Origin of the sequence: Ralstonia chuxiongensis, assembly GCF_024158925.1 — a bacterium.
In the GTDB taxonomy this organism is placed as follows: Bacteria; Pseudomonadota; Gammaproteobacteria; order Burkholderiales; family Burkholderiaceae; genus Ralstonia; species Ralstonia chuxiongensis.
On sequence record NZ_JAMYWC010000003.1, the window covers coordinates 273,772 to 295,846 of the forward strand.

Here is a 22,075-nt window from a genome sequence, read left to right on the forward strand (position 1 = left end):
AGGCGCTCTGCACGGGCAGAGCGTCGATAACAGAGGAGCACCCCATGTCTTTGCAGTTCGGCCCCGAGTATGTCCGCGCCATCGCCCCTTATGTGGCCGGTAAGCCGATTTCCGAAGTGGCACGCGAGTTCGGTCTGGATGCCGCGCGCATCGTCAAGCTGGCGTCCAACGAAAATCCGCTGGGCATGCCGCAGTCAGCCAAGAACGCGATGGCCTCGGCCATTGACGAGCTGGCGCGCTATCCGGACGCCAACGGCTTCAGCCTGAAGGCGGCGTTGCATGCCAGGTTTGGCGTGCCGGAAGCATGGATCACGCTCGGCAACGGTAGCAATGACATCCTCGAACTGGCGGCTCGCGCGCTGGTATCGCCGGGGCAGGCTGTGATCTATGCGCAGCACTCTTTTGCCGTGTATGCGTTGGCAGCTCAGGAGGTGGGTGCGCGTGCCATCGAGGTGCCGGCTCGCGATTACGGCCATGACCTCGATGCGATGGCCGCAGCGATTACCCCGGACACGCGTCTGATCTACATCGCCAACCCGAACAACCCTACCGGCACGTTTCTTTCGGCCGATGAGATTGCAGCGTTCCTGGCCAAGGTGCCGCCGACTGTCGTTGTCGTGCTGGACGAGGCGTACAACGAGTTCCTCAAGCCCGACCAGCAGTACGACTCCACCGCCTGGGTGCGCCAGTACCCGAACCTGCTTGTGTCGCGCACATTCTCCAAGGCGTATGGGTTGGCTGGCTTGCGTGTGGGCTATGGAATCGCGCAGCCGCAATTGACTGATTTGCTCAACCGCATCCGCCAGCCGTTCAACGTTAACAGCCTGGCGCAGGCGGCTGCGGTGGCGGCGCTCAATGATGCGGAATTCCTGTGCCGATCAGCCGAACTGAACGCTGCCGGTTACGTGCAACTGACGGACGCGTTTGATCGGTTGGGCCTCCAGTACGTGCCGTCCTCGGGCAACTTTGTCTTGGTGCGCGTAGGCGAAGACGCCAGCGCCGGTGCGCGCGTGAACCTTGCGTTGCTCAAGCAAGGTGTGATCGTGCGTCCGGTCGGCAACTACGGCTTGCCGCAGTGGCTGCGCATCAGCATCGGCTTGCCGGAAGAAAACGCCACATTCATCGATGCACTCGAAGTGGCGCTGGCGCAGGAAAAAGCCGCGGCGTAACTACTACCGCAACCGCTGCAGCGCCCCGTATCAGGCTCGGGCGCTGCGCACATCGGGCTACAATGCCGCTTTGCTTTTTTCTGGCAGGGCGGTGTTGTGGCCTCTTCTTTTTCCAGTTCCCGGTTGGTGATTGTCGGTGTCGGCCTGATTGGCGGTTCGCTGGCGCTGGGGTTGCGTCGTGCGGGTGTGGTTGGGCATGTCGTAGGCGTCGGGCGATCTGCCGCGTCGCTTGAGGCGGCGATCCGTCTTGGCGTGATCGACGAGGCCTTGCCGATGGAAGAGGCTGTGCGTGGCGCCGACATGGTCGTGCTGTGCGCGCCAGTCGCGCAGACGCTGCCGTTGCTGCTCGCCATGCAGCCGCATCTGGGCCCGGACACCATTGTCACGGATGCCGGCAGCACCAAGTCCGACGTCATCATGGCCGCCAAGACGGCGCTGGGCGATCAGGTCAGCCAGTTCGTTCCGGCCCACCCGATTGCCGGCCGTGAGCTGAACGGCGTGGAGGCTGCGCTGGCCGATCTCTATGTCGGCAAAAAGACCGTGCTTTGCCCCCTGCAGGAAAATCGCCGCAGCGACGTTGCCCGTGTGCAGGCGATGTGGGAAGCGGCGGGAGCGTATTGCCACATCATGTCGGCCGTGCAGCACGACGCCGTGTTCGCCGCCGTCAGCCATCTGCCGCACGTGCTGTCATATGCGCTGGTCGCGCAGATCATCAATGCAGAAGACGGGGCGCTCAAGCTCGATTTTGCCGGTGGCGGCTTCCGCGATTTCACGCGCATCGCCGCATCATCGCCCGAGATGTGGCGTGACATCTGCCTGTCGAATCGCGATGCGCTGCTGCGTGAACTTACAACGTACGAAGCCGTGATCGGGCGTCTCAAGACGATGATTGCGGAACGCGACGGCGCAGCGCTCGAGCGCGTGTTCCGCCGTGCCAGCGAAGCGCGCTTGGCGTGGCCGCAACGTGTGGCACCGGGAAATGCCGCTGGCGCACAACCTGAATAACGTTTGTTTTGAACTGAGTGGATTCATGGAATATCTGGACGTCGGTCCGCTGAAGACGGCGCGCGGCACAATCAAGCTGCCGGGCTCGAAGAGCATCTCCAATCGTGTGCTGCTGCTTGCGGCGCTCGCCCAAGGCGAGACCGTGGTGCGCGACCTGCTCGACTCTGACGACACGCGCGTCATGCTCGATGCGCTTGGCAAGCTGGGCGTCTCGGTCGAAGGCCTGGGCGACAACGCGTACCGTGTCATCGGCACTGGCGGCCGCTTTCCGAATAAGTCGGCTGATCTGTTCATGGGCAACGCCGGCACAGCCATCCGCCCGCTGACGGCCGCGCTGGCGCTGCAAGGCGGCGAGTACACGCTGCACGGCGTGCCGCGCATGCACGAGCGGCCGATTGGGGACTTGGTCGACGGCTTGCGCCAAGTTGGCGCAAGCATCGACTACACGGGCAACGCTGGCTATCCGCCGCTGGCGATCCACGCCGCGTCGGTCAAGATCGACGCGCCGATCCGCGTGCGCGGCGATGTGTCGAGTCAGTTCCTGACGGCTTTGCTAATGGCACTGCCGCTGGTCGAGTCTGCCGGCAATGTCACCATCGAAGTGGTTGGCGAGCTGATTTCCAAGCCTTACATCGAGATCACGCTGAACCTGATGGCGCGCTTCGGCGTGCAGGTTGCGCGCGACGGCTGGGCGTCGTTCACCGTGCCGACCGGCGTGGCCTACAAGGCGCCGGGCGAGATCTTTGTGGAAGGCGATGCTTCGTCCGCATCGTACTTCCTGGCCGCTGGCGCCCTTGGCGGCGGGCCGGTGCGTGTGGAAGGTGTGGGCATGTCCAGCATTCAGGGCGATGTCCGCTTTGCCGACGCGCTTAACCGCATGGGCGCCAACGTCATGGCCGGCGGCAATTGGATTGAAGTGCGCGGCGTCGAGCGCGACGACGGCAAGCTGCACGCCGTCGAGCTGGATTGCAATCACATTCCGGATGCGGCAATGACGCTGGCGGTGGCCGCGCTGTTTGCCGACGGCACGACCACGCTGACCAACATTGCGAGCTGGCGCGTCAAGGAGACCGACCGGCTAAGCGCCATGGCCACCGAGCTGCGCAAGCTTGGGGCCGAGGTGGAGGAGGGCCCCGACTACATTCGCGTGACCCCTCCGTCGCAATGGACCCCGCCGGCCGGCGGCATCGACACCTACGATGACCACCGCATGGCAATGGCTTTCTCGCTGGCGGCGTTCGGCCCAGTGCCCGTGCGTATCAACGACCCGCGCTGCGTCGCCAAGACGTTTCCGGAATATTTCACGGCGTTCGGCGGTATTACCGCTTGAATCGCAATTAACCGCCTGCATTCATCATGTCCGACACCGCTGCTTCCATGTCGTACCCGGTCATCACCATCGACGGTCCGACCGCATCTGGCAAGGGCACGGTCGCTCACCAGATCGCTGATCTGCTCGGTTTTCACCTGCTCGATAGCGGCTCGCTGTACCGGTTGGTGGCGCTTGCCAGTATGCGCGAGAACATCGACGACCACGACGTTGAGAGCCTCGTGCGTATCGCACGGGAACTCGATGTGCGCTTCAAGGCAGATCACATCTGGCTCAAGGGCGAGGATGTGAGTTTGGCGCTGCGACATGAATCCGTTGGCAACCAGGCTTCGGCCATCGCCGTGCATGGCGCGGTGCGTGAGGCGTTGCACGCACGTCAGCGGGCGTTCCTGGAAGCGCCCGGCCTCGTGGCCGACGGCCGCGATATGGGCACGGTGGTTTTCCCCGAAGCAGTGCTCAAGGTGTTCCTGACGGCAAGCGTGCAGGCACGCGCCGAGCGGCGCTATAAACAATTGATTGCAAAGGGTTTTTCTGCTACAGTGGAAAGTCTTTCGCAGGACTTGGAAGCGCGTGATTTGCGGGATCGCACCCGCAGTGTCGCGCCGCTGCGTCCGGCGCAAGATGCGCGGCAACTGGATTCGTCCGACATGACGGTCGATGAAGTGGTCGCGCAGGTACTGGACTGGTACCGTCAGGTGCAGGGCGCCAACAAGGCGAACTGACTCGGCTGAGCTGGTTCGATCGGTGCCGGTGGCATGTCGCCGCCGGCGGTTGTTCAACTTATAACCCCGCATGCGTGTCTTCGCCCATTCTGTGCGAAAGCAATGCGAGGCATGTTCTGCGGATGCCTATTTTTTATGTCCCAAACTAACGAATCTTTTGCCGCCCTGTTCGAAGAGTCGATCGCCCAGACCAATATGAAGGCTGGCGAGGTCATCTCTGCGGAAGTTGTGCGTATCGACCACAATTTCGTCGTTGTGAACGCGGGCCTGAAGTCTGAAGCATTTGTACCCATCGAGGAATTCCTGAACGATCAGGGTGAACTCGAAGTGCAAATCGGCGACTACGTTTCGGTCGCTATTGACGCACTGGAAAACGGCTACGGCGACACCATCCTGTCGCGCGACAAGGCCAAGCGTCTTGCTTCGTGGCTGAACCTTGAGAAGGCACTGGAATCCGGCGAGATCATCTCCGGTACCGTGACCGGCAAGGTCAAGGGCGGCCTGACCGTCATGGTCAACGGTATTCGTGCATTCCTGCCGGGTTCGCTCGTCGACGTGCGTCCGATCAAGGACACCACGCCGTACGAAGGCAAGACCCTTGAATTCAAGGTCATCAAGCTGGACCGCAAGCGCAACAACGTTGTGCTGTCGCGCCGTGCCGTGGTTGAAGCCACGCTGGGCGAAGAGCGTCAGAAGCTGATGGAAACGCTCAAGGAAGGCGCGATCGTCAACGGTATCGTCAAGAACATCACCGACTACGGCGCGTTCGTGGATCTGGGTGGCATCGACGGTCTGCTGCACATCACCGACCTGGCATGGCGTCGTGTGCGTCACCCGAGCGAAGTGCTGTCGGTTGGCCAGGAAATCACCGCCAAGATCCTCAAGTTCGACCAAGAGAAGAACCGCGTCTCGCTGGGCGTCAAGCAACTGGGCGAAGATCCGTGGGTCGGCATCTCGCGCCGCTACCCGCAAGGCACTCGCCTGTTCGGCAAGGTGACCAACCTGACCGACTACGGCGCATTCGTCGAGATCGAAGCCGGTATCGAAGGCCTGGTCCACGTGTCGGAAATGGACTGGACCAACAAGAACGTGGCCCCGTCGAAGGTTGTCCAGCTGGGCGACGAAGTGGAAGTCATGGTTCTGGATATCGACGAAGACAAGCGTCGTATCAGCCTGGGCATGAAGCAGTGCAAGGCCAACCCGTGGGACGATTTCGCGCGCAACCAGAAGAAGGGCGACAAGCTGGCTGGCCAGATCAAGTCGATCACCGACTTCGGCGTGTTCATCGGTCTGCCGGGCGGCATTGACGGCCTGGTGCACCTGTCGGACCTGTCGTGGCAAGAGACTGGCGAAGAAGCCGTTCGCAAGTACAAGAAGGGCGACGAAGTCGAAGCCGTTGTGCTGGCCATCGACGTCGACAAGGAACGCATCTCGCTGGGTATCAAGCAACTGTCGGGCGACCCGTTCAACAACTTCATCTCGACCAACGACAAGGGTTCGATCGTGCCGGTCACGATCAAGGCTGTTGATCCGAAGGGTGCCGTGGTGCAGTTGGCTGACGACGTTGAAGGCTACCTGCGCGCCTCGGAAATCTCGAGCGACCGCGTGGAAGATGCCCGCAACGTGCTGAAGGAAGGCGAAACGATGACCGCGATGATCGTCAACATCGATCGCAAGTCGCGCAACATCAACGTCTCCATCAAGGCGAAGGACAGCGCCGACCAACAGGAAGCGATGCAGAAGTTCTCGGCGGATACCGGCGCAGCTGGTACCACGAACCTCGGCGCGCTGCTGAAGGCCAAGCTGAACGAAACCAATCAGTAAGCATCAACCGGGTCGACCCTAAAGAACGACGAGGACGCGCGCAAGATGCCCATGACCAAGTCCGAACTCGTGGAAAAGCTGGCCGCTCGCTTTCCGCAGCTGCTGCTGCGGGATGCCGATATCGCGGTCAAGACGATCCTGGATGCGATGTCCGACGCCCTGGCGGACGGCCACCGCATCGAGATCCGCGGATTCGGAAGTTTCGGTCTGAATCGTCGTCCGCCGCGTGTCGGCCGCAATCCCAAGTCAGGCGAGAAGGTGTTGGTACCCGAGAAGCGGGTGCCGCACTTCAAGGCGGGCAAGGAGTTGCGCGAACGGGTTGACCGCAGCCTGGAGCGACAAGGCGAGCCTTCTTTGGAGGGTGAGCCTGCCGTGTCGCTCGCGACTGTAAAGGCTTCGAGACAGGCTGACAGCACCCGTCAGGCTGCCGGTTTTCCGGTAGACACGGCGGTGCCGCTGGCAATGTCGCGCTAAGCCTAGGTAGCACTTGGTAGTTTCAGGAACGCCCCGCTTGCCGGGGCGTTTTTTATTCCGGCGATGCTTGTCCGCCGCCAAGCCTGGCGTGGCTGGCCGCCATATGAATCCGCTACAATGCGGCACAACCCGGCAATCGCGCCGTTTCCGGCTGTTGCACCGCCGCCCGTTTCCGAATCCGCATGAAATTTCTCGTCTGGGCCATCCGCATTCTGTTGTTCGTGCTGCTCTTCGTGCTGGCACTGCACAACACGGCGGAAGTCTCGCTCGTGCTCCCGTTTGGCGTGGTCTGGCATGCACCGTTGATCCTGATCGCCTTGGCATTCTTTGTCGCCGGCATCTTGTTGGCCATGCTGGCGATGGCGCCGCGCATGATGCGGCATCGCTTTACGGCAAGCCGCTTGCGCCGCCAGATCGGTCGCATGAAGAAGGCGGATGAGGTGATCGAGGTGCCCACCCCCGTAGTCGCCGATTCTCCGTATCACGTTCCCGGCCCCAAGGTCTGACGCATGGATTTTGATCTCTGGTGGCTGTTGGCCATCCCCCTGGTGTTTGGCTTGGGCTGGGTGGCCGCTCGGCTCGATGCCCGCCAGTTGCGCACCGAACAATCGTCGCTGCCGCGCTCGTACTTCAAGGGGCTCAATTTCCTGCTCAACGAGCAGCCGGACAAGGCCATCGACGCTTTCATTGAAGTTGCGCGTCTGGACCCGGAGACCACGGAGTTGCACTTTGCGCTCGGTAGCCTGTTCCGCCGCCGCGGTGAAACCGAGCGCGCCATCCGCGTTCATCAAAATCTCGTCAACCGCCCGGATCTTCCCCCCAATGAGCGCGATCACGCGCTGTTTGAACTGGGGCAGGATTTCCTGCGCGCCGGCCTGCTGGATCGCGCAGAAGAATCCCTGCGCTTGCTGATGGAAGGCACATTCGCTGAGCCAGCCAAGCGCGTGCTGCTCGAGTTGTACGAAGTCGAGAAGGAGTGGCGCAAGGCCATTGAAGCAGCGCGTGAATTGCAGAAGCTGCAAGGCAAGGATTATGCCGTGCAGATCGCGCAGTTCTGCTGCGAGATCGCCCAGGAAACGCTGCAGCGCAAGGATGTACCGACCGCCATCGAGTGGCTGGAACGTGCGCTGCAGGAGAATCCGAAGAACGTACGCGCCACCATTCAGTTGGGCGATGTGGCACAAGGGCAGGGCGATGTGGAAGGCGCCATCAAGCGTTGGCGCAGCATCGAACAGCAAAACGCGGCCTTCTTGCCGTTGGTGGCTGAACGCCTGATGAAGGCGTACACGCAGCTTGGCCGAGCCGCCGAGGGACTCGCATGGCTGCGCTCCAAGATGGACGCGCGCCTGGGCCCCGAACTGCTCGATACGGTCTACAAGTACGAATTGGATGTGCACGGTATTGACGATGCCGTGGCGCTGATGCGCGACCAGATCCGTCGTCAGCCGTCGCTGATGGCGTTGACGCGGCTCGTGGAAGCCGAAGCGACTCGCGCGTCCGAGGCGGTTGGCAATGAGGCACCCGCGACGGCTGACGTAGCCGAAAGTGCGCTGGCAGACCCCGTTGAAGCGGGCAGCAATGCCGATATCCAGCGCGCGCAGGATCTCGGCGCCATTCGCGATTTGCTGCAAAGCCGTACGCGCAATCTGGCGCGCTATACCTGCCAGGAGTGCGGTTTCCGCGCGCGTCTGTTCTATTGGCAGTGCCCCGGCTGCAACCGCTGGGAAACATATGCACCGCGCCGTACCGAGACACTCGGCGGCAGCGGCGGTGCGAGCATGTAATTTAGTCCGGCGCGGCCTGTTTGTAGCAGCCGCGCTGGCGCTTTTTTAATCTTCAAGTGTTCGTATGAAAATCACCATCATCGGTAGCGGTTATGTCGGTCTGGTCACCGGCGCATGTTTGGCGGAGCTGGGCAACGATGTGTTCTGCCTCGACGTCGACCAGAAGAAGATCGACCTGCTCAACGCCGGCGGCGTGCCCATCTACGAACCGGGCCTGAAGGAGCTGATCGAGCGCAACCGCGCGGCCGGCCGCATCCAGTTTTCGACCGACGTGGCTGCCAGCGTGGCGCACGGCGACGTGCAGTTCATCGCTGTGGGCACGCCGCCCGATGAAGACGGTTCGGCCGACCTGAAGTACGTGCTCGCGGCCGCCCGCAACATCGCCCAGCACATGACGGGCTTCAAGGTGATCGTCGACAAATCGACGGTGCCTGTGGGAACGGGCGACAAGGTGCGCGCTGCGGTTGGCGAAGTCCTGGCAACGCGCGGCAAGTCGGACATCGGCTTTTCGGTGGTGTCGAACCCCGAATTCCTGAAAGAAGGCGCTGCGGTGGACGACTTCATGCGCCCGGACCGCATCGTGCTCGGCACGTATGGCGATAACGACGGTCTGCGCGCCAAGGCCATCATGCGCACGCTTTACGCGCCGTTCAACCGCAACCACGAACGCACGTTCTACATGGACGTGCGCTCCGCAGAGTTCACCAAGTACGCCGCCAATTCGATGCTGGCCACACGCATCTCGTTCATGAACGAGATGGCCAATCTGGCCGACAAGGTGGGCGCGGATATCGAACTCGTTCGCCTGGGCATCGGCTCCGACCCGCGTATTGGCTACAGCTTCCTCTACGCCGGCACTGGCTACGGCGGTTCGTGTTTCCCGAAGGATGTGCAGGCGCTGGTGCGCACGGCGCAGGAGTACGGTCAGACGCTGCACGTGCTGGAAGCGGTCGAAGCCGTCAACGACAAGCAGAAGGAAGTGCTGGTCAGCAAGATCGAAGACCGCATGGGCGCCGACCTGACCGGCCGCACGTTCGCCATTTGGGGGCTGGCTTTCAAGCCGAACACCGATGACATGCGCGAAGCACCAAGCCGCATCCTGATCGGTGCGCTGCTGGGGCGTGGCGCGCGCGTGCACGTGTATGACCCGGTTGCGATGGAAGAGGCCCGCCATGCGCTGGCGCTCGATCTTTCTGCCGAACAACTGGAACGCGTGACGTTCTGCGCCGGTCAGATGGACGCGCTCAAGAATGCCGACGCGCTGGTCATCGTGACCGAGTGGAAGGCGTTCCGCAGCCCGGATTTCAACGCCGTGAAGGCCCTGTTGAAGACGCCGATGGTGTTCGACGGCCGCAACCTGTTCGAGCCGCAAGCCATGCGCGATGCGGGCTTTGAATACCAGGCCATCGGGCGCTCCACCCAATCGTAATCACCGAGAACCACCGGCCGCTGCCGACGCCCAGACCCATGACCACGCTCGCTTCCGAACAGATCCACGCCGCCCGTATTCTCGTGGTCGGCGACATGATGCTCGACCGCTACTGGTTTGGAGACGTCGATCGGATTTCGCCGGAAGCGCCGGTACCGGTCGTGCAGATCAAGCGCCAGGAAGAACGCCTTGGTGGTGCCGCCAACGTGGCGCGCAACGTGGCGGCACTGGGCGCGCAGGCCACCATGCTCGGGGTGATTGGCGATGACGAACCGGGCCGCACCATCGAAACGCTGCTTGGCGAGAGCCACGTTACGGGTCAACTGCATCGTGACCCGGCGGTCAACACGACGATCAAGCTGCGCGTGCTGGCACGTCAGCAACAATTGATCCGCGTCGATTTTGAGAACGCGCCTACGCATGAAGTGCTGATGTCGGTGCTCGATCGTTTCGCCACGCTGGTGCCGCAGCACGACGTTGTGGTGCTGTCGGACTACGGTAAGGGCGGTCTCACGCACGTGGGCAAGATGATCGAGACGGCACGCCAGGCGGGCCGCCGCGTGCTGGTCGACCCGAAGGGCGACGATTATTCGCGCTACAAGGGCGCAACCATGATCACGCCCAACCGCGCTGAAATGCGTCAGGTGGTCGGCTCGTGGAAATCCGAGCAGGACCTCACCATCCGTGCACAGAACCTGCGTCGCGAACTGCAGCTCGAGGCACTGCTGCTTACACGCTCGGAAGAAGGCATGACGCTCTATACCGAGCACGAGGTGTTGCACGTGTCAGCGCAGGCGCGGGAAGTGTTCGACGTCTCGGGCGCGGGCGATACCGTGATCGCTACGCTGGCCACACTGCTGGGCGCGGGGGCCAACATCAAGGAAGCCGTGCAGTACGCGAATCGCGCAGGCGGCATCGTCGTCGGCAAGCTGGGCACGGCTGTCGTCACCCACGCAGAACTCTTCAACTTATCACCTGATCAACGATCATGACCATCATCGTCACCGGCGCGGCTGGCTTTATCGGCGCCAACATCGTCAAAGGCCTGAACGAGCGCGGCGAGACCGACATCATCGCCGTGGACAACCTGACGCGGGCCGACAAGTTCAAGAACATCGTCGACTGCCAGATCAGCGACTACCTGGACAAGACCGATTTTGTCGAACGCTTTGCGCGCGGCGAGTTCGGCAAAGTCCGCGCGATCTTCCATGAGGGCGCCTGCTCCGACACCATGGAGACCGATGGTCGCTACATGATGGACAACAATTACCGCTACTCGCTGGCGGTGATGCGCGCGTGTCTGGACCAAGGCGTGCAGTTCCTCTATGCCTCGTCGGCGGCCACGTACGGCGCGTCGGAAACGTTCCGCGAAGAGCCCGAGTTCGAGCGGCCGCTCAACGTGTACGGCTATTCCAAGCTGCTGTTCGACCAGATCGTGCGCCGTGTCATGCCGACCGCGCTGTCGCAGATCGTCGGCTTCCGCTACTTCAACGTCTACGGCCCGCGCGAGCAGCACAAGGGTCGCATGGCGTCTGTGGCATTCCACAACTTCAACCAGTTCCGCGCTGAAGGCACCGTCAAGCTGTTCGGCGAGTACAACGGCTACCCGCAGGGCGGCCAGATGCGCGATTTCGTGTCGGTGGAAGATGTGGTGAAGGTCAACCTGTTCTTCTTCGACAATCCGGACAAGTCGGGCATCTTCAACCTCGGCACGGGCCGCGCGCAGCCGTTTAACGACATCGCGACGACGGTCGTGAACACGTTGCGCGCAGCGGATGGCAAGCCGGCGCTTTCCACCGAAGAACTGGCACAGGAAGGCCTGATCGAGTACGTGAAATTTCCCGATGCGTTGCGCGGCAAGTATCAGTGCTTCACGCAGGCGGACCAGTCGCGCCTGCGCGCGGCGGGCTACACGGCGCCGTTCCTGACTGTCCAGGAGGGCGTGGAGCGTTACTGCCAGTGGCTGTTGAGGCAGCCGGCCTGATCGCATAGCACCTCAACAATCAGACAGCGTGTGACTTTTTGTTCGCGCGCTGCAGCATCGCCAGGATGCTCTTTAAGATGTGCCGAAACCGCCGCTCACGTGGCGGTTTTTTTTTATTCCCTATACAAGGAGAAGCACATGTTGAAGAAGCTGTTGGCCACCGCCTTGATGTCGCTGTCGATGCTGTCGGTCTCGTGGGCCGCGGTAGACGTGAATACCGCAGATCACGCTGCGCTGGAAACGCTGTCCGGCATCGGCCCCAAGCGTTCCAAGTCGATCATTGAAGAGCGCACCAAGAATGGCCCGTACAAAGACGCCGCCGACTTCAAGGCTCGCGTGTCCGGCATTGGTGACAAGACACTGGTCAAGCTGGAGAACGAGGGTCTGACGTTCGGGGGGCCGGCACCAGCGCCGGCCGCAGCCAAGAAGGACGGCAAGGACGCGAAGAAGAAATAAGTCTGCGACTATCTGCCGACAGCGCCCCGCCCCGAGCGGGGCGTTTTGCCATGTGCGGGGGAGGGATTTGGGCTGCATTACAATGCTTTGATTCCCGTCCCCCACGCATCATGGCCTATCTCACCATCGAAGACACCATCGGCAACACGCCGCTGGTTCAGCTCCAGCGTATTCCCGGCGAAGGCAACGCGCGCCGCGGCAATGTCATCCTCGGCAAACTCGAGGGCAATAACCCCGCCGGCTCGGTCAAGGATCGCCCCGCGTTGTCCATGATCAAGCGCGCCGAAGCGCGTGGCCGCATCAAGCCGGGTGACACGCTGATCGAATCCACGTCGGGCAACACAGGCATTGCCCTGGCCATGGCCGCCGCCGTGCGTGGCTACAAGATGGTTCTGATCATGCCGGAAGACCTGTCGGTGGAACGCCGCCAAAGCATGGCCGCATACGGCGCGGAGATCATCCTCACCCCCGTCAAGGGCGGCATGGAATACGCACGCGATCTGGCCGATGCGATGGAAAAGGAAGGTAAGGGCGTCATCCTCGATCAGTTCGCCAACCCGGACAACCCGCTCGCGCATTACGAGACCACCGGCCCTGAACTGTGGCGCGACACCGAAGGCCGCATCACGCATTTCGTTTCGGCGATGGGCACGACGGGCACGATTACCGGTGTCTCGCGCTTCCTGAAAGAGAAGAATGCCGGCATCCAGATCGTGGGCGCACAGCCGGAAGAAGGCTCGCGCATCCCGGGCATCCGCAAGTGGCCTGAGGCGTACATGCCGAAGATCTACGATCCGAAGTACATCGATCGCACCGAGTCGGTGAGCCAGTCCGACGCCGAACACATGGCACGTCGCATGGCTCGCGAAGAAGGCATCTTCTGTGGAATCTCTGCGGCGGGGGCGTTGTGCGTAGCGCTGCGTGTAGCCGAGGAAGTCGAAAACGCGACGATCGCTTTCATTGTGTGCGACCGAGGTGATCGCTACTTGTCGACGGGCGTCTTCCCAGCCTGACGGCACGCCGCATCGCCATGAAAAAAGCGCAGCTTCGGCTGCGCTTTTCGTTTGCCTTTGCCTGGGCGGCGGATCAACCCTGCATCGCCTGCCGTACGGCCTGGCCCAACTCGTACACCGCGGCTGCGTAAAAGAAGCTGCGGTTGTAGCGCGTGAGCACGTAGAAGTTGCGCAGGCCGACGCGGTACTCGGTCGGTTGACCCGGCGTGGGCAGATCGATCATCAGCACTTCGGTTTCCTGCTCGCGCGCGGCATCGACGCCCGGAGCCAGGGCCAGACCAGCGCGTGTGAGCCTGGACAACGTCATGCCGGGATACGGCTGGCCGTCTGCAGCGGCTGCCGCAATGCCCTGGCTGTCAGTGTCGCCGGCAATGTTCCACATCACAGGGCGGTTCGGCTCCCAGCCGTGCATCTGTAGGAAGCGCGCGACGCTGCCAATGGCATCCACCGCACTGTTGCGCAGGTCGATATGACCATCGTGGTCGTAATCGACGGCGTATTCGCGGATGCTGGTCGGCATAAATTGCGGAATGCCGACTGCCCCCGCATATGAGCCAAGGATCGAGAACGCATCCGCGCCCGTGTCACGGCACCAGAGCAGGAAGTCCTTGAGCTGGTTGCGGAACATAGTGCTGCGGTCTTCGCGGTTGGGCGTGTCGGGGTAGTCGAAGGCCAGCGTGGACAGCGCGTCCATCACGCGGAAGTTGCCCATGTCTCGGCCGTAGATCGTCTCGACGCCCAGGATGCCCACGATCACGTCGGCAGGCACGCCGAATTCGTTCTCGGCGCGGCGCAGCGTGTCGCCGTATTGCTGCCAGAACCGCACGCCTGCGCCAATGCGGATCGGCTCGATGAAGCGGCCGCGATAGGCCGTCCAGCTGCGCCGCGCGGGCGTGGCCGGAGGCAGGATCAGGCGTGCCACGGTGGCGGAATAGGCCGTGCCAGCAAACAGCGTATCGAGCGATGTCCGGTCAAAGTTGTACTGCGCGACCAGCATGCCGATGAAGGCCTGCGTTTGCGGGTTGTTGCGATAACGATCGGGGTCGATCTCTTCTTCATGCACCGCTACGCGGCGCTTGGGCGATTTGGCGGCTTTCTTGGCAGCCAGCGAGAGTGCCGGGAAAGAGAGCGCGGAGAGCGCTGCGCCAGCCACCAGGGCGCGCAATACGGGACGACGGGAAGAAGGCGATTGGCTCATGGGCGGGCTTCATACGGGATCGGGGCATTGTAGCGGATGCGTCTGTCGGATCGCCCGGGGCGTGCGGCGTTGTCGCACCGCCGTGCTAACGTAGCGGCTGGAGACACTGAAACACACCGGATCACAACAACATGGCGACCGGCCTCTACACGCATCCCGAATTCCTCCGGCACGAGATGGGACCACACCATCCCGAATGCCCGGACCGCCTGCGCGCGATCGAAGACCAGCTCATCGCCAGCCGCATCGACGACCTGCTCGTTCCCTGCGAGGCGCCGCCTGCCACCGAGGCGCAGCTATGTCGCGTCCATCGCACCGAATACGTGCGCGAGTTGGTGGCCAGCGTGCCGATTGCCGGCTATATGCCGATCGATCCCGATACCTCGATGAACCCGCACACTTATATGGCCGCGGTGCTGGCCGCAGGTGCCGCGGTGGATGCCACCGATAAGGTCATCGCCGGTGAACTGGAGAACGCCTTCTGCAGCGTGCGCCCACCTGGCCATCATGCGGAGCCGGGCCGGGCGATGGGCTTCTGCTTCTTCAACAACGTGGCCGTGGCTGCGCGTCATGCGCTGGAGCATCACGGCTTGCAACGCGTGGCGATCGTCGACTTTGACGTGCACCACGGTAACGGCACCGAAGCGGCGTTCATCAATGAGCCGCGCGTGCTGATGTGCAGCATCTTTCAGCACCCGTTCTATCCGTATTCCGGCACGGAAGCGGTTGCGGCCAACATGGTGAACATTCCACTGCCGGCGTACACGAACGGCCTGACCGTGCGCGAAGTGGTGGAGACCATTTGGGTGCCTCGCTTGGAGGCGTTCCAGCCAGAGATGCTCTTCATCTCCGCCGGTTTCGATGCGCACCGCGAAGATGATCTGGGCCAGATGGGCCTGGTTGAGGCGGACTACGCGTGGATTACGAAGCAACTCATGCAAGTGGCGCGCACGCACGCCAAGGGCCGTATCGTCAGTTGCCTCGAGGGCGGTTACAACCTCAGCGCGCTGGGTCGCAGCGTGGTGGCTCACATCAAGGCGCTGGCGGAGCTTTAAGCCGTCGACGATGACGAATCGTTGAGGACATTCGAAAAAGTAATAAAGACATCGTTAAAGAATCGTTCCTCGCATGTAGGGTCTGCCTTACACTAGCGCCTCATTCAAACAAAAAAGAGACGGCAACGGCCTAGGCACAAGGCGGTTGCCGTTTTTGTCTGTACGCATGATCGAACTCAAGGGGATATCGCAGCATTTTCGGGGAGCGGGCGGCCATGACGTCCACGCGCTGCGCGATGTGGACCTCGCCATCGACCGGGGAGAGATCTTCGGCATCATCGGCCGCAGCGGCGCGGGCAAGAGCACGCTGGTCCGCGTCATCAATCTCCTGAACCGGCCGACCTCCGGCACTGTTACCGTGGCAGGGCAGGAGCTCACCGCACTCAATGCCGACGGCCTGCGTCAGGCGCGCCGCAAGATCGGCATGATCTTTCAGCACTTCAACTTGCTGTCGTCGCGCACCGTGTACGACAACGTGGCGCTGCCGCTGGAGTTGGCCGGCACGTCGCGTGAACGCATACGCGAGATCGTGTTGCCGCTGCTGGAACTGGTGGGCCTGTCTGCACACAAGGACCGCTACCCTGCGCAGATTTCCGGTGGCCAGAAGCAGCGCGTTGGCATCGCCCGCGCCCTCGCCAGCCAGCCCGATGTGCTGCTCTCCGACGAAGCGACCTCCGCGCTGGACCCGGAGACCACGCGCTCGATTCTTGACCTGCTGCGCAAGATCAATCGCGAACTGGGTCTGACCATCGTGCTGATTACGCACCAGATGGAAGTCATCAAGCAGGTGTGCGACCGGGTGGCGGTGCTCGACGCCGGCCGGGTGGTGGAACTGGGCCGCGTGATTGACGTGTTCCTGAAGCCCGCGCATGACGTGACGCGCGCGCTCATCGGGGAGGTGATCTCGCAAGAGCTGCCGCCCTCCGTTCTGGCGCGCGTGGAAAGCCGTCTCACCGCACGTGAGCAAGGTGGTCGCGACCACCTGTTCCGTCTCGCCTTTACCGGCGCAGGCGTGGACCAACCGGTCCTGGCGCATGCGATCCGCAACTACGGGCTCGACTTCAACATCCTGCACGGCCATATCGACGAGATCCAGGGCCAGGCCTTTGGCTCGCTGGCGATCCTGGCGTCGGGCGAAACCTCCGATATCAACAACGCGATGAACTTCCTGCGCGAGCAAGGCGTGGTGGTCGAGGAGATCAACCATGTGGTCTGACCTGACCGATCTGTTCCTGCCAGCCTTCTGGGAAACGCTCGCCATGGTTGGGGTGTCCGGCGGCATTGGTGCGCTGTTTGGCGTGCCGCTGGGCGTGCTGCTGTATCTGACGACTTCGGGCGGCGTGCTGTCGGCGCCGGTGTTCAACCGCGTGGCGGGCCTTGTCGTCAATGCCGTGCGCTCGGTGCCGTTCATCATCCTGCTGGTCGCGGTGATTCCGTTCACGCGCCTACTGGCGGGCTCGTCCATCGGCACTGCCGCGGCCATCGTGCCTCTGACGATTGCTGCGATTCCTTTTGTTGCGCGCTTGGTTGAGACCGCGTTGCGCGAAGTGGACCGCGGCCTGATCGAGGCCGCCCAATCGATGGGTGCTACGACGGGTCAACTCGTCTACAAGGTGCTGTTGCCCGAGGCGATGCCGGGCATCCTCGCTGGCCTGACGATCACCTTCGTCAGTCTTGTCGGCTACTCGGCCATGGCCGGTACCATCGGCGGCGGCGGCCTGGGCGATCTGGGCATTCGCTATGGCTATCAGCGCTACGAATCGGACATCATGCTGGCGGTTGTCGTCATCCTGATCGTCTTTGTGCAGGCGGTGCAATCGACGGGCGATTGTCTCGTGCGCCGCCTGAGCCACCGTTAATCACCCAATCGACAGACACAACGAGGAAACACAATGAATCGCCGTCAACTGCTGCAATGGTCCGCGAGCCTTGGTGCCGCACTGGCATTGGTCGCGGGCAGCGCCCTGGCGCAGAGCAAGCCGATCAAGATCGGCGTGACCGCCGGCCCGCACGCCGAGATCATGGAAGAAGTGAAGAAGGTCGCCGAGAAGGATGGCCTGAAGCTGCAGATCGTCGAGTTCAACGATTACATCCAGCCGAACGCCGCCTTGGCCGCCGGCGATCTGGACGCCAACAGCTATCAGCACCAGCCGTATCTCGATGACCAGATTGCCACGCGTGGCTACAAGTTCGTGAGCGTCGGCCAGACCATCACCTTCCCGATGGGTATCTACTCGAAGAAGATCAAGTCGCTGAAGGAACTGAAGGACGGTGCGCGCTTCGGCCTGCCGAACGATCCGACCAACGGAGGCCGCGCGCTCCTGCTGCTGCAATCGCAAGGCGTGATCAAGCTCAAGCCGAACGCCGGTTTCAAGGCCTCGCCGCGCGACGTGGCCGAGAACCCGAAGAAGCTGAAGTTTGTCGAGTTGGATGCCGCGCAACTGCCGCGCTCGCTGGATGATCTAGATGCCGCCGCCATCAACGGCAACTACGCCGAGAAGGCCAACCTGGACCCGACCAAGGACGGCATCGCCATCGAAAGCCCGAAAGGCCCGTATGCCAACGTGATCGCCATCCGCGCCGCCGACAAGGACCAACCCTGGGTTGCCAAGCTGGTGAAGGCGTATCATTCCGACGCCGTGAAGTCCTTCGTCAAGACGAAGTACAAAGATGCGGTGATTGTGGCTTGGTAACCACTTTGTGATCCCTCGGTGACCCGGTAGAGGGTTCTACCGAACAGATTGCCGGACGTTTGACTGGCGTCCGGCAAATTTTCGCGGTTAAAATAGCACGACCGTTCGGAAAAATTACGCGAGCGACCGGCCCCCCTTATAATGGCCGGCGTTTTGCAAAATCGTCTTATCAATTAGTGGAGTGAGCGCATGAAAGTCCTGGTCGCAGTCAAGCGCGTGATCGATTACAACGTGAAGGTTCGCGTGAAGACGGACGGCAGCGGTGTCGATCTTGCCAACGTCAAGATGAGCATGAACCCGTTCGACGAGATCGCCGTGGAAGAGGCGGTTCGCCTGAAGGAAGCGGGCATCGCTACTGAAGTGATCGCCGTCTCGTGCGGCGTGACGCAGTGCCAGGAAACCCTGCGCACCGCCATGGCCATCGGCGCCGACCGCGGCATTCTGGTCGAGACCGCCGAAGAGCTGCAGCCGCTGGCCGTTGCCAAGCTGCTCAAGGCGCTGGTCGACAAGGAACAGCCTCAGCTGATCATCCTCGGCAAGCAGGCGATTGACGACGACGCCAACCAGACCGGCCAGATGCTGGCTGCGCTGGCCGGCCTGCCGCAAGCCACGTTTGCCTCGAAGGTGCAGATTGCCGACGGCAAGGCTTCGGTCACGCGTGAAGTGGACGGTGGTCTGGAAACCCTGTCGGTCAAGCTGCCGGCCGTGGTCACCACCGACCTGCGCCTGAACGAGCCGCGCTACGTGACGCTGCCGAACATCATGAAGGCGAAGAAGAAGCAGCTCGACACGGTCAAGCCGGAAGATCTGGGCGTGGACGTTGCACCGCGCCTGAAGACGCTGAAGGTGGTCGAGCCCGCCAAGCGCAGCGCCGGCGTGATGGTGCCCGATGTGGCCACGCTGGTGTCCAAGCTCAAGACGGAAGCCAAGGTGCTGTAAGCGGCGGGTTTGTAACCCTCCCGCAACTGCACGCAACTTCAAGCACACCGAACAGGCAGATCAAGATGACCGCACTCGTTATTGCTGAACACGACAATCAATCCATCAAGGCAGCGACCCTGAACACCGTGACGGCAGCCGCCCAATGCGGTGGTGACGTCCACGTGCTGGTGGCCGGCGCTGGCTGCGGCGCTGCCGCCCAGGCCGCTGCGCAAATCGCCGGCGTGACCAAGGTGCTGTTGGCCGACGCGCCTCAGTTTGCCGATGGCCTGGCCGAGAATGTCGCCGAGCAGGCCCTGGCCGTTGCCGGCAACTACAGCCACATCCTGGCACCCGCCACCGCCTACGGCAAGAACATCCTGCCGCGCGTGGCCGCCAAGCTCGACGTGGCCCAGTTGTCCGACATCACCAAGGTCGACGGCCCGGACACCTTCGAGCGCCCAATCTACGCGGGCAACGCGATTGCCACCGTGCAATCGGCGGACAAGGTGAAGGTGATCACCGTGCGCGGCACGGCATTCGACCCGGCTGCCGCTACCGGTGGCTCCGCTGCAACCGAAAGCCTGGCCGCCGTGGCTGACGCCGGTATCTCGCAATTCGTCTCGCGTGAAGTGACGAAGAGCGACCGCCCGGAACTGACCGCCGCCAAGATCATCGTGTCGGGTGGCCGTGGCGTGGGCTCGGGCGAAAACTACACCAAGGTGCTGACGCCGCTGGCGGACAAGCTGGGCGCCGCGCTGGGTGCCTCGCGCGCCGCAGTGGATGCCGGCTTCGTGCCGAACGACTACCAGGTTGGCCAGACCGGCAAGATCGTCGCGCCGCAGCTGTACATCGCCGTCGGTATCTCGGGCGCGATCCAGCACTTGGCCGGCATGAAGGACTCCAAGGTGATCGTCGCGATCAACAAGGATCCGGAAGCGCCGATCTTCCAGGTGGCGGACTATGGCCTCGTGGGCGACCTGAACGCTGTCGTGCCGGAGCTGGTGACCGCACTGGGCTGATTGCACCGCGCTGCGCGCATCAAGAGAAGCGCGCAGCAATGCCCGACGCAAAGCCGTTTCCGACCTGTTTGGAAACGGCTTTTTTATACGCGAGCGCTATCAGGAGAGTGCGTCACGCATTCGATGAGGCACTGTCCTGATCGCGCTTAACAAGAGTTGGAGAGAGACATGACCTATCAAGCTCCCGTCAAGGACATGCTGTTCGTGATGAACGAGTTGGCCGGCCTGGACAACGTCGCCAAGCTGCCTGGCTTTGAAGACGCCACCGCCGACACAGCGCAGGCCGTGCTGGAAGAAAGCGCGCGCTTTACCGGTGAAGTGGTTGCGCCGCTCAACGCGGAAGGCGACCGCAATCCGAGCAGTTGGAAAGACGGCGTCGTCACGGCCACCGCGGGTTTCAAAGAAGCGTTCGCCCAGTTCGGCCAAGGCGGCTGGCAGGGTGTGCAGCACCCGCTGGAATACGGCGGCCAGGGCTTGCCCAAGCTGATCGCCACGGCGTGCATCGAAATGCTGAATGCGGCCAACCTGTCGTTCGCCCTCTGTCCGCTGCTGACGGATGGTGCCATCGAGGCGTTGCTGACGGCTGGCACCGAAGAGCAGAAACAGCTTTTCGTTCCCAAGCTCATCTCGGGCGAATGGACGGGCACGATGAACCTGACCGAGCCGCAGGCCGGCTCCGATCTGGCACTCGTGCGCACGCGCGCCGAGCCGGTCGGCGACGGCACGTTCAAGATTTTCGGCACGAAGATCTTCATCACCTGGGGCGAGCACGACATGGCCGAGAACATCGTCCACCTTGTGCTGGCGCGGACGCCGGGCGCGCCGGAAGGCGTGAAGGGGATTTCGCTTTTCGTGGTGCCGAAGTTCATGGTCAATGAAGACGGCTCGCTGGGCGCGCGCAACGATGCACATTGCGTGTCGATCGAACACAAGCTCGGCATCAAGGCGAGCCCGACGGCGGTGCTGCAATTTGGCGACAACGGCGGGGCGATCGGTACGCTGGTCGGCGAAGAAAACCGCGGCCTGGAATACATGTTCATCATGATGAACGCGGCGCGTTATGCGGTGGGCATGCAGGGCATCGGCGTATCGGAGCGCGCGTATCAGAAGGCCGTGGCGTATGCGCGCGACCGCGTGCAGAGCCGCCCCGTGGATGGCTCTGTTGCCAAGGCCGTGCCCATCATTCACCACCCGGATGTGAAGCGCATGCTGCTGACGATGCGCGCCATGACCGAAGGCGCACGCGCGCTGGCCTATGTGGCTGCTGCAGCGTGCGATGCTGGCCATCACGCGGCCGATGATGCAACGCGCAAGCAGAACGCAGCGCTGTACGAATTCCTGGTGCCGATCGTGAAGGGCTGGAGCACCGAGATGTCGATTGACGTCACCAGCATGGGCGTGCAGGTGCACGGCGGCATGGGCTTTATCGAAGAGACGGGCGCCGCGCAGTTCTATCGTGATGCGCGCATCCTGCCGATCTACGAAGGCACCACGGCCATTCAGGCCAACGATCTGATCGGCCGCAAGACGGTGCGCGATGGTGGCGCAGGGGCACTGGGCATTTGCGCGGAAATCGCCAAGGTGGAAGCGGCGCTGGCAGCAAAGGGCGGTGCGCATTGCGACGCGATGCGGGCGCGTCTGGCAGCAGGTCGCGAGGCACTGGAATCGGTGGTGCACTTTGTGGTCGCGCAGACTAAGGCGCAGCCGAATGCCGTGTTCGCGGGCAGCGTGCCGTATCTGCGACTGTGCGGCATCGTGCTGTCGGGTTGGCAGATGGCGCGTGCGTTGCTGGTGGCCATCGACCGCGAGAGCGAAGACCCGAACTTCTATGGTGCGAAGATCGCCACGGCGCGCGTGTTCGCTGACGTGTTGCTCACGCAGGCACCCGGTATTGCGCAGAGCGTGCTGACGGGCGGCGAGACGATCGGTGCGATGCCGGAAGTGCAGTTCTAAGCGGTATCAGTGGAACAAAAAAGGGAGGCTTCGGCCTCCCTTTTTG

21 protein-coding genes are annotated in these 22,075 nt (G+C 62.5%); 20 read left to right on the top strand and 1 reads right to left on the bottom strand.

What is annotated here, in order from left to right; genetic code table 11:
* Window positions 1-44 precede the first annotated feature (44 nt).
* From hisC to cysM, 13 genes are all read left to right on the top strand, one after another.
* Window positions 45-1,169 (top strand): histidinol-phosphate transaminase, encoded by a 1,125-nt coding sequence (gene hisC, locus NKG59_RS10460; RefSeq protein ID WP_253536656.1) that lies wholly within the window; start codon window positions 45-47, stop codon window positions 1,167-1,169.
* 96 nt (window positions 1,170-1,265) lie between these two features.
* Entirely contained in the window at window positions 1,266-2,174 is a 909-nt protein-coding gene (locus NKG59_RS10465) for a prephenate dehydrogenase (protein ID WP_253536657.1), read from the top strand.
* A 25-nt stretch (window positions 2,175-2,199) separates the two neighbouring features.
* Complete coding sequence (gene aroA, locus NKG59_RS10470; RefSeq protein ID WP_253536658.1) at window positions 2,200-3,504, top strand: 3-phosphoshikimate 1-carboxyvinyltransferase; 1,305 nt, start codon at window positions 2,200-2,202, stop codon at window positions 3,502-3,504.
* Window positions 3,505-3,530: 26 nt separating this feature from the next.
* Entirely contained in the window at window positions 3,531-4,226 is a 696-nt protein-coding gene (gene cmk / locus NKG59_RS10475; RefSeq protein ID WP_253536659.1) for a (d)CMP kinase, read from the top strand.
* A 135-nt stretch (window positions 4,227-4,361) separates the two neighbouring features.
* A complete protein-coding gene (gene rpsA, locus NKG59_RS10480; protein WP_045204507.1) occupies window positions 4,362-6,050 on the top strand; it encodes a 30S ribosomal protein S1 in 1,689 nt (562 codons plus the stop codon).
* Between the two features lie 45 nt (window positions 6,051-6,095).
* The gene (locus tag NKG59_RS10485) at window positions 6,096-6,524 is read left to right on the top strand and encodes an integration host factor subunit beta (RefSeq protein WP_045204506.1); all 429 of its coding nucleotides are present in this window, start codon (window positions 6,096-6,098) and stop codon (window positions 6,522-6,524) included.
* Window positions 6,525-6,706: 182 nt separating this feature from the next.
* Entirely contained in the window at window positions 6,707-7,030 is a 324-nt protein-coding gene (locus NKG59_RS10490; RefSeq protein ID WP_253536660.1) for a LapA family protein, read from the top strand.
* Between the two features lie 3 nt (window positions 7,031-7,033).
* Window positions 7,034-8,308 (top strand): lipopolysaccharide assembly protein LapB, encoded by a 1,275-nt coding sequence (gene lapB / locus NKG59_RS10495; RefSeq protein ID WP_253536661.1) that lies wholly within the window; start codon window positions 7,034-7,036, stop codon window positions 8,306-8,308.
* A 64-nt stretch (window positions 8,309-8,372) separates the two neighbouring features.
* Window positions 8,373-9,737, top strand: a complete 1,365-nt coding sequence (locus NKG59_RS10500) for a UDP-glucose dehydrogenase family protein (RefSeq protein WP_253536662.1) — start codon at window positions 8,373-8,375, stop codon at window positions 9,735-9,737.
* Window positions 9,738-9,775: 38 nt separating this feature from the next.
* On the top strand, window positions 9,776-10,729 hold the full coding sequence (gene rfaE1, locus NKG59_RS10505) for a D-glycero-beta-D-manno-heptose-7-phosphate kinase (RefSeq protein ID WP_253536663.1): 954 nt from the start codon (window positions 9,776-9,778) through the stop codon (window positions 10,727-10,729).
* The gene (gene rfaD, locus NKG59_RS10510; RefSeq protein WP_253536664.1) at window positions 10,726-11,721 is read left to right on the top strand and encodes an ADP-glyceromanno-heptose 6-epimerase; all 996 of its coding nucleotides are present in this window, start codon (window positions 10,726-10,728) and stop codon (window positions 11,719-11,721) included. Before rfaE1 ends, rfaD begins: the two co-directional genes overlap by 4 nt.
* A 138-nt stretch (window positions 11,722-11,859) precedes the next feature.
* Window positions 11,860-12,177, top strand: a complete 318-nt coding sequence (locus tag NKG59_RS10515; protein ID WP_253536665.1) for a ComEA family DNA-binding protein — start codon at window positions 11,860-11,862, stop codon at window positions 12,175-12,177.
* Between the two features lie 110 nt (window positions 12,178-12,287).
* On the top strand, window positions 12,288-13,190 hold the full coding sequence (cysM, locus tag NKG59_RS10520) for a cysteine synthase CysM (protein WP_253536666.1): 903 nt from the start codon (window positions 12,288-12,290) through the stop codon (window positions 13,188-13,190).
* 73 nt (window positions 13,191-13,263) lie between these two features.
* Here cysM and mltB read toward each other — a convergent pair whose 3' ends face one another.
* Window positions 13,264-14,388: a lytic murein transglycosylase B gene (gene mltB / locus NKG59_RS10525; RefSeq protein WP_253536667.1), complete on the bottom strand. Its 1,125-nt coding sequence runs from the start codon at window positions 14,386-14,388 to the stop codon at window positions 13,264-13,266.
* A gap of 131 nt (window positions 14,389-14,519) precedes the next feature.
* Here mltB and NKG59_RS10530 point away from each other — a divergent pair, with 131 nt between their 5' ends.
* The 7 genes from NKG59_RS10530 to NKG59_RS10560 all read left to right on the top strand — a co-directional run bounded on the left by NKG59_RS10530 (window position 14,520) and on the right by NKG59_RS10560 (window position 22,029).
* A complete protein-coding gene (locus NKG59_RS10530) occupies window positions 14,520-15,443 on the top strand; it encodes a histone deacetylase family protein (protein WP_253536668.1) in 924 nt (307 codons plus the stop codon).
* A gap of 166 nt (window positions 15,444-15,609) precedes the next feature.
* Complete coding sequence (locus NKG59_RS10535) at window positions 15,610-16,659, top strand: methionine ABC transporter ATP-binding protein (RefSeq protein ID WP_253536669.1); 1,050 nt, start codon at window positions 15,610-15,612, stop codon at window positions 16,657-16,659.
* The gene (locus NKG59_RS10540; RefSeq protein WP_253536670.1) at window positions 16,649-17,302 is read left to right on the top strand and encodes a methionine ABC transporter permease; all 654 of its coding nucleotides are present in this window, start codon (window positions 16,649-16,651) and stop codon (window positions 17,300-17,302) included. Before NKG59_RS10535 ends, NKG59_RS10540 begins: the two co-directional genes overlap by 11 nt.
* Window positions 17,303-17,335: 33 nt before the next feature.
* A complete protein-coding gene (locus tag NKG59_RS10545) occupies window positions 17,336-18,136 on the top strand; it encodes a MetQ/NlpA family ABC transporter substrate-binding protein (RefSeq protein WP_045204497.1) in 801 nt (266 codons plus the stop codon).
* Between the two features lie 189 nt (window positions 18,137-18,325).
* The gene (locus tag NKG59_RS10550) at window positions 18,326-19,075 is read left to right on the top strand and encodes an electron transfer flavoprotein subunit beta/FixA family protein (protein ID WP_024976254.1); all 750 of its coding nucleotides are present in this window, start codon (window positions 18,326-18,328) and stop codon (window positions 19,073-19,075) included.
* A 65-nt stretch (window positions 19,076-19,140) separates the two neighbouring features.
* Window positions 19,141-20,076: an electron transfer flavoprotein subunit alpha/FixB family protein gene (locus NKG59_RS10555; RefSeq protein WP_253536671.1), complete on the top strand. Its 936-nt coding sequence runs from the start codon at window positions 19,141-19,143 to the stop codon at window positions 20,074-20,076.
* Window positions 20,077-20,244: 168 nt separating this feature from the next.
* Window positions 20,245-22,029 (top strand): acyl-CoA dehydrogenase, encoded by a 1,785-nt coding sequence (locus tag NKG59_RS10560; protein WP_253536672.1) that lies wholly within the window; start codon window positions 20,245-20,247, stop codon window positions 22,027-22,029.
* The last annotated feature ends 46 nt before the right edge of the window (window positions 22,030-22,075 follow it).

Bases quoted from the DNA above. Each gene is read 5' to 3' on its own strand.
- NKG59_RS10500 (WP_253536662.1), top strand. From the start codon at position 8,373: ATGAAAATCACCATCATCGGTAGCGGTTATGTCGGTCTGGTCACCGGC.
- cysM (WP_253536666.1), top strand. From the start codon at position 12,288: ATGGCCTATCTCACCATCGAAGACACCATCGGCAACACGCCGCTGGTT.
- NKG59_RS10550 (WP_024976254.1), top strand. From the start codon at position 18,326: ATGAAAGTCCTGGTCGCAGTCAAGCGCGTGATCGATTACAACGTGAAG.
- mltB (WP_253536667.1), bottom strand. From the start codon at position 14,388: ATGAGCCAATCGCCTTCTTCCCGTCGTCCCGTATTGCGCGCCCTGGTG.
- rpsA (WP_045204507.1), top strand. From the start codon at position 4,362: ATGTCCCAAACTAACGAATCTTTTGCCGCCCTGTTCGAAGAGTCGATC.
- cmk (WP_253536659.1), top strand. From the start codon at position 3,531: ATGTCCGACACCGCTGCTTCCATGTCGTACCCGGTCATCACCATCGAC.
- NKG59_RS10540 (WP_253536670.1), top strand. From the start codon at position 16,649: ATGTGGTCTGACCTGACCGATCTGTTCCTGCCAGCCTTCTGGGAAACG.
- NKG59_RS10530 (WP_253536668.1), top strand. From the start codon at position 14,520: ATGGCGACCGGCCTCTACACGCATCCCGAATTCCTCCGGCACGAGATG.
- hisC (WP_253536656.1), top strand. From the start codon at position 45: ATGTCTTTGCAGTTCGGCCCCGAGTATGTCCGCGCCATCGCCCCTTAT.
- NKG59_RS10545 (WP_045204497.1), top strand. From the start codon at position 17,336: ATGAATCGCCGTCAACTGCTGCAATGGTCCGCGAGCCTTGGTGCCGCA.
- rfaD (WP_253536664.1), top strand. From the start codon at position 10,726: ATGACCATCATCGTCACCGGCGCGGCTGGCTTTATCGGCGCCAACATC.
- NKG59_RS10560 (WP_253536672.1), top strand. From the start codon at position 20,245: ATGACCTATCAAGCTCCCGTCAAGGACATGCTGTTCGTGATGAACGAG.
- NKG59_RS10535 (WP_253536669.1), top strand. From the start codon at position 15,610: ATGATCGAACTCAAGGGGATATCGCAGCATTTTCGGGGAGCGGGCGGC.
- rfaE1 (WP_253536663.1), top strand. From the start codon at position 9,776: ATGACCACGCTCGCTTCCGAACAGATCCACGCCGCCCGTATTCTCGTG.
- NKG59_RS10515 (WP_253536665.1), top strand. From the start codon at position 11,860: ATGTTGAAGAAGCTGTTGGCCACCGCCTTGATGTCGCTGTCGATGCTG.
- aroA (WP_253536658.1), top strand. From the start codon at position 2,200: ATGGAATATCTGGACGTCGGTCCGCTGAAGACGGCGCGCGGCACAATC.
- lapB (WP_253536661.1), top strand. From the start codon at position 7,034: ATGGATTTTGATCTCTGGTGGCTGTTGGCCATCCCCCTGGTGTTTGGC.
- NKG59_RS10485 (WP_045204506.1), top strand. From the start codon at position 6,096: ATGCCCATGACCAAGTCCGAACTCGTGGAAAAGCTGGCCGCTCGCTTT.
- NKG59_RS10490 (WP_253536660.1), top strand. From the start codon at position 6,707: ATGAAATTTCTCGTCTGGGCCATCCGCATTCTGTTGTTCGTGCTGCTC.
- NKG59_RS10555 (WP_253536671.1), top strand. From the start codon at position 19,141: ATGACCGCACTCGTTATTGCTGAACACGACAATCAATCCATCAAGGCA.